The organism is Acinetobacter lwoffii, assembly GCF_022809915.1.
Taxonomy (GTDB): domain Bacteria; phylum Pseudomonadota; class Gammaproteobacteria; order Pseudomonadales; family Moraxellaceae; genus Acinetobacter; species Acinetobacter lwoffii_M.
Window position 1 is genome coordinate 1 of the sequence record NZ_JALGQY010000056.1, and the last position, 6294, is coordinate 6294.

Here is a 6294-nt window from a genome sequence, read left to right on the forward strand (position 1 = left end):
ATCAAATGTAGTTGCCATAATGCATCATTCCTGTTTTTAACAGTTTAAGGAAATGACACAGTTTTTTGAACACTACCTTAAAATCAGAAATATCTTATCTCAATCACTTGAATGTGATTTGCTCAATGTACAAACATTAATGAATAATCAATTAAAATGTATAACGAAATTTGAAGATGGTAGTGAAGAAAATCAAATTATTTATTTAAAAAATTTAGCTATCGCTGACGAGCTACAAAAACTTTTAAATAGTGAGCTAAATAAATTTAAAAAAGCAGCCTAAGCTGCTTTTTGAATTACTTCTCTTTCGATTCAGGCGGCGTCATCCCAAACTGCAAATACGCCATATTGGTAGCAATACGACCACGCGCAGTTCGCATCACATAACCTTGCTGAATCAAGTAAGGCTCAATGACATCTTCCAACGTGCCTGAATCTTCTGCCATGGCTGCTGCGAGCGCTTCTACGCCAGCAGGGCCGCCATCAAAGCGCTCAAGAAGCATAGATAAATAACGACGGTCGAGTGTGTCTAAACCATCTTTATCGACTTTGAGCATGTCCAAAGCACGTTGGGCCATATCCTGATTGATTTCACCAGTGCCTTTGACCTGAGCATAGTCACGCACACGACGCAATAAACGGTTGGCAATACGCGGTGTACCTCGTGAGCGACGGGCAATTTCTTTTGCGCCATCTCCCGTCATAGGTACATCCATCAAATTGGCTGAACGTTTGACAATATGGGTTAAATCTTCAACCGAATAAAACTCTAAACGTTGCACGATTCCGAAACGGTCACGCAGCGGAGAGGTGAGTAGACCTGCACGTGTGGTTGCTGCAACAAGCGTAAATGGCGGTAAATCCAGTTTAATCGAGCGCGCAGCCGGGCCTTCACCAATCATGATGTCGAGCTGATAATCTTCCATCGCCGGATACAGGATTTCTTCAATTACGGGGGAAAGGCGGTGAATTTCGTCAATAAAAAGGACATCGCCTTCTTCCAGATTCGTTAGCATCGCGGCTAAGTCGCCGGCACGTTCCAGAACCGGACCAGAAGTTGACTTAAGATTGCCACCCATTTCTCGGGCAATAATATTGGCCAACGTTGTTTTACCCAGACCTGGCGGACCAAAAATCAAGGTGTGATCGAGGGCTTCTTCACGGCCGCGGGCTGCACCAATGAAAATTTCCATCTGCTCACGAACCACCGGTTGACCGATGTAGTCATCGAGGGAAGTTGGGCGGATGGCGCGATCGAAATGATCTTCGGGTTTTTCAGAACCACTGATGAGACGGTCTTGCATATCTATTAACTTAATCTCTTTATTGAAGCTGTTTGATGCTGCGGAAACAGCCTCAAATAATGATTTGTGTTTAGTTGCCATTGTGTAGGGGTTGTTTTACTTTTGAAAGATCAAAAGTAACAAAAATCTTTTGTTGAACTGAGGGTGTGTCCTACACCCCAGTTCAACGGGCGACATCCTTGTCGCCATACATTTATCAAATTTGGGTTGATGGTGGACTACGATTTATCTATTCATCGACTTTAATGCCGCGCGAATGATATCACTGGCTTCAGTAAATTCACCTTTGGCAGCATTCACCAGTTTTTGTGCTTCAGCAGGTTTATAGCCCAAGGACTGTAATGCAGCTTCCGCTTCAGCCACGGCTGAATTGCCCATAAACTGAATTTGTGGTGCAGTTGAATTACTTGGGGCAGCACCTGAAGCCATGGCTTTAAAGCGGTCACGCAATTCAATCATCAGGCGTTCTGCAGTCTTTTTACCCACTCCCGGAACTTTAACCAGAGTGTTGATATCTTCATGTTCAACGGTATGGATCAGCATTTCCACACTTAAAGTTGAAAGAATACCAAGCGCCATTTTCGGACCTACGCCGTTCACCTTTAATAAGGTACGGAAAATGGTTTTTTCCTGCGTATTGATAAAGCCATAAAGTAACTGGGCATCTTCACGAACAGCAAGATGGGTCCACAGGGTAATTTTCTGGCCTTTTTGCAACTGACAGAAAGTGGTTAAAGGGGTGTCAATCTCATAACCTACGCCGTTTACATTTAATAAAACAGTCGGTGCTTCCAGCGCCAGCACTTCCCCAATTAGGCATCCAATCATTTTTTATACATACTCAAATTTAATACAGGCATAGTAGTCAGCATTTTCGATAAAGGCAAAACTCTATCATTCAAATCCAGTGATTTTGCTGAGATTATCATCAGGCGCTCGTTCACATTAGAGTAACCCGGCTTTATTGCCATGCAGTTCCTGCGCCAGATTATAAGCCTGGTGATCAGAAAACTTGGAGACAATATCTAGCACCTGCATAATGTTGTCATAATGATCAGCACTAAACTGCGCACCCGAGCGTTTTAAAATAGCCATCAAACGCTGTTCCTTAAAGCTCAAGGTTTTGTGCGGTGTGGTCAGTGGAATAAAGGCATCCAGAATCGTTTGTAAACTTTGATGCGCGATAATTTCCAGACCGGCTTTTTGCGGATGTTCGAAGATCTTGTCTCGCGCCAGTTCTTTGGCCCGGTTAATGCCAATCTCAATGTCGGCACTACAATAACCCAGCAATGAGCCTTGCAATTGGCCCATCAGAATTTCCTGCTGATGTCGGGCAAAGGCCGTGGTGACTTCATCTACCAGACGTTTCATGACCCGGCCACGTAAGGCGGCAATTTTTTGTTGCCAGGTGGTATTAGGCAGATTGATTTCTTCAGGCGTGCCATATTCTCCCAGCAAGTTCAGGAAAACTGGCTCGACTTCGGCATAGCTGAGCATATTCAAGCTGATGCCATCTTCCAGATCAATCAGGGCATAGCAGATATCATCCGCAGCTTCGAGCAGATAGGTCAGCGGATGACGACAATAATGATATTCACCGAGCTGAATCAAACCCAACTGTTCAGCAATTTCCTGCAAAATCTCTTTTTCAGACTGGTAACAACCAAATTTTGGACGTCGACTGGCCGGGGTGTTACCAGTCGGGTCAATGGCCTCAGAGAGCCATGGGTATTTAAGATAGGCACCAAGTGTGGCATAAGTCAGGCGCATGCCGCCATCATAGGGATGGTAATCGATCTTGGTCAGCAGGCGCAGGCCTTGGGCATTGCCTTCAAACTGGCGTACATCGGCTTCCTGTTCAGGACTCAAATCTTTTAAAAAGTCGGTATGTGATGCATCGTCAAACCATTCCCGAATGGCGTATTCACCGGCATGACCAAAAGGCGGGTTGCCAATATCATGTGCCAGACAGGCAGCCTGAATGATGGCACCGACATCAGCCGGAGAAATCCAGGCAGGTAAATTATCTTTGATTTTTTCGGCAGCCAGCATACCCAATGAACGCCCAATACAGGAGACTTCTAGTGAGTGGGTTAAACGGGTATGAATACCATCGTGCTGGGTCAATGGATGGACTTGGGTTTTGCGGTTTAACTGCCTGAAGCTTTGCGAAAAAATAATACGGTCATAATCTTTATGGAACGGGCTGCGTGCCAGTTCAGTGCTCTGCTTTTTACTACCAATCCGAACTGTCGAAAGCAGTTCTAACCAACGCATTTGAGTCATTTATCATTATTCAGTGATCCACTATTTGCATCATGCCAAAAAACTAGCTCCTGCACTAGGGCAGTGCGACATGAATTGTCATGCTGCCTATTGTTATTTCAGTCAGCTGGAAAAGACTGAGATTAAAAATCGAAATCATCAAATGAACAATAAAAAAGCAGACTCAATGGTCTGCTTTTTGTTTAGGATGAAGAATCAAATTAGCTCTTCGCCATTTTTCTTGGCCTGTTGTGTGTCTTTATAGACATTCAGGCAAATCGTGAACAAGACCAGGCTTGCCACCAATGGCCAAAAAAGTACATATAGGGTCAATAATTGACTTGTCATCTGAAATCTCCTTATTTACTTTTCTCAGATAGCTGGTGAAATTCAATCACCATCTTGTTGATTTGCTTAAAATCAAATTTTTCTTTGCTGTAGAGTAGCGTCAACACAGTACATACCAGCGCACTACTGCCATACGCTGTCAGTGAGCTTAACAAGGTGCCGTATTCACGCAAGAAGCCGATGGTCCATGGCATGAAGCCAATACTGGCCAATATGCCAACGACCAGACCCACTTTCTTGCCGAAGAAACCAAAGGTCATCAAACCCAGCACCACACCAATCCCCAGGGTCGCAACGAGTTCAAAGCCAAGTGCGATCAATCCCTGAATCGGAAGCCATTCAAAACGTACTATCAGAAAGCTGAAAAATGCGAGGCCCACTGACCAGTTAAAGGCCCGGGCATTCACCTTGTCCCAATACAGGCTGACAATCACCGGGAATACAATAGAACCCCAAAGCGCACCCACAAAAATCAGCATCGACAAAATGTCAAACTTCAAGGTGGCAATCACAATCCCCAGCATGGTGGCAACGATCATGGTCATACGGCCAATAAACAGCATTTTCTTTGGATCAGGACGGTTTTTCGCAATCTGTTTGCCATAAATGTCCGTCATGACAATCGCAGACAGGGCAGACAGATCCGAGTCAGCGGTAGAAGACAATGCTCCAATCACCATGATGAATAACAGCGCGACCATAAATGGCGAAAGATAAGTCGCTGCCATTTGCGGAATCAGGTTATTCAGGTTGCCATCAATGGGTTGAATACCTGCAAATAGCGCCAGTAATCCAAGCATGCCTAGACCAATGACAATTGCAGCATAACCAATGGTTGCAGTGATAAAACTCGGTTTGATCAGGTCTTCACGGACTGCAAACAGGCGCTGGGCAATGGTCTGATTACCAATCGCGTAGGCCAATACGGCAACAAAAAACGGCGCGCCTTGTTCCAGAAAGGCTGTTTTAGAGAAAAAATCCAGCTGTTCCGGTTGCAGGTTATGAATCCCGCTTTGAAACAGGGAAGGTCCGCCTAAGGTAAAGAACAAGGTTGGAATAATGATCACAGCCGCGACAATCATCGCCACCAGTTGACCAAAATCGGTAAACACCGAAGAACGGAACCCCGACCAGAGGGTATAGGACAGCACACCGATGCCGGTAATCAGCACGCCATGGATAAAGCTTAAAGGAGATAAAATCTCAACCAGTGCCCCGGCGGCAGTAAAGTTCACCATCAGGCTGATCACGCTACCCACAATATTGGAACCCGCCAGAATCATCTGGCTTTGGTTACCGTGCCGAGCATGCATGATTTCTGCCAAAGTATGTGCATTAGGTGCCAGTTCACGAAAGCGCTTGCCAAAGGGATAGATAAATAAAATCATCAGCGCACCCCATAAACCATAGTGGAGGGCACCGGAAACGCCGTATGTATATCCGGATGAAGCCGCTGCATAAAATGATGCGGCCCAAATCCAGGTGGCGGTCATACTGGCTGCAGACATTCCAAATCCGATGGAGCCATTCGAGACCATGTAGCCATCGACATTTTCATTTTTCTGTTTAATACATAACGATAGTAGAAAGGTGATGCCATAGAAAAGCACCATCAATAGTACAGTTGCTGTACTAGTGAATTGAAACATACATACTCCTTAAGCGGGTCACCTTTTGTTCTTGAAAATTAAATCATTGGTAACAGATTAAGGCTCTAAAATAGACAGAGCAGTGAAGCTATAGAACATCAAAAAATTAGTGTCCGAATATAGAATTTATATTCATCTCTACAGCAGAAAGGAAAAACCATTGCCAGGCCCAGAATTTGGACAATTCCTCAGCAATTCGGCTAGAGCTTAACATAAAATCATCAAATTTACTGATGAAGTGTCTATTTGGTAAGATTCTTAGCTGATATAGACGTGTGGGCCTGTTATTCTGTTAGTTGAATAAAAAAGAAAATTTTCTATATTTTTTCAGCAATTACAAATATTTATTTTAAACTTTTCGAGTTAAATAAAACCTGAGAATACGGATTAAATAAAAAAGGTAACAAAATTTTATTATTAGGGTGTGTTGACACTTTTAGTTTAAAAAAATAGCGAAGTAGTAAAATCAAATCGCCAAACCCAATTTTACTATTCGCTATGCCTCGTACCATGCTGACAGATCAACACTGGCAAAAGTTGAAAGTTATTCTGCGTAATTTATCCATTCACCACAACTCAAATTTACGCAATTTTATTGAAGCTATTCTCTATAGAATTAGAACAGGCTGTCCGTGGCGAGATATTCCTTGCTGTTTTGGTCATTCAAACTCTATTTTCAAACGTTTTAATCGTTGGTCAAGCAGCGGTAAGTTACTTAGATTATTCAA

7 protein-coding genes are annotated in these 6294 nt (G+C 43.7%); 2 read left to right on the forward strand and 5 right to left on the reverse strand.

Features of this window, described 5'->3' with window-relative positions; genetic code table 11:
- Positions 1–52: 52 nt before the first annotated feature.
- A complete protein-coding gene (locus MTX11_RS15990) occupies positions 53–283 on the forward strand; it encodes a hypothetical protein (protein ID WP_243475565.1) in 231 nt (76 codons plus the stop codon).
- Between the two features lie 13 nt (positions 284–296).
- On the opposite strand, the gene ruvB is transcribed toward MTX11_RS15990, so the two are convergent.
- The 5 genes from ruvB to MTX11_RS16015 form a co-directional block, all read right to left on the reverse strand.
- Complete coding sequence (gene ruvB, locus MTX11_RS15995; RefSeq protein ID WP_243475566.1) at positions 297–1304, reverse strand: Holliday junction branch migration DNA helicase RuvB; 1008 nt, start codon at positions 1302–1304, stop codon at positions 297–299.
- 225 nt (positions 1305–1529) lie between these two features.
- Positions 1530–2132: a Holliday junction branch migration protein RuvA gene (gene ruvA, locus MTX11_RS16000; RefSeq protein ID WP_044112045.1), complete on the reverse strand. Its 603-nt coding sequence runs from the start codon at positions 2130–2132 to the stop codon at positions 1530–1532.
- A 117-nt stretch (positions 2133–2249) separates the two neighbouring features.
- Positions 2250–3590 (reverse strand): deoxyguanosinetriphosphate triphosphohydrolase, encoded by a 1341-nt coding sequence (locus tag MTX11_RS16005; protein WP_005103835.1) that lies wholly within the window; start codon positions 3588–3590, stop codon positions 2250–2252.
- A 195-nt stretch (positions 3591–3785) separates the two neighbouring features.
- Complete coding sequence (locus MTX11_RS16010) at positions 3786–3917, reverse strand: putative transporter small subunit (protein ID WP_004645659.1); 132 nt, start codon at positions 3915–3917, stop codon at positions 3786–3788.
- Positions 3918–3928: 11 nt separating this feature from the next.
- Entirely contained in the window at positions 3929–5566 is a 1638-nt protein-coding gene (locus MTX11_RS16015) for a sodium:solute symporter family transporter (RefSeq protein WP_243475567.1), read from the reverse strand.
- Between the two features lie 498 nt (positions 5567–6064).
- On the opposite strand from MTX11_RS16015, the gene MTX11_RS16020 reads away from it, so the two are divergent.
- On the forward strand, positions 6065–6294 hold a 230-nt coding region (locus MTX11_RS16020; protein WP_243474662.1), incomplete at its 3' end, for a transposase.

Bases quoted from the DNA above. Each gene is read 5' to 3' on its own strand.
- MTX11_RS16015 (WP_243475567.1), bottom strand. From the start codon at position 5,566: ATGTTTCAATTCACTAGTACAGCAACTGTACTATTGATGGTGCTTTTC.
- MTX11_RS16005 (WP_005103835.1), bottom strand. From the start codon at position 3,590: ATGACTCAAATGCGTTGGTTAGAACTGCTTTCGACAGTTCGGATTGGT.
- MTX11_RS16010 (WP_004645659.1), bottom strand. From the start codon at position 3,917: ATGACAAGTCAATTATTGACCCTATATGTACTTTTTTGGCCATTGGTG.
- ruvA (WP_044112045.1), bottom strand. From the start codon at position 2,132: ATGATTGGATGCCTAATTGGGGAAGTGCTGGCGCTGGAAGCACCGACT.
- ruvB (WP_243475566.1), bottom strand. From the start codon at position 1,304: ATGCAAGACCGTCTCATCAGTGGTTCTGAAAAACCCGAAGATCATTTC.
- MTX11_RS15990 (WP_243475565.1), top strand. From the start codon at position 53: ATGACACAGTTTTTTGAACACTACCTTAAAATCAGAAATATCTTATCT.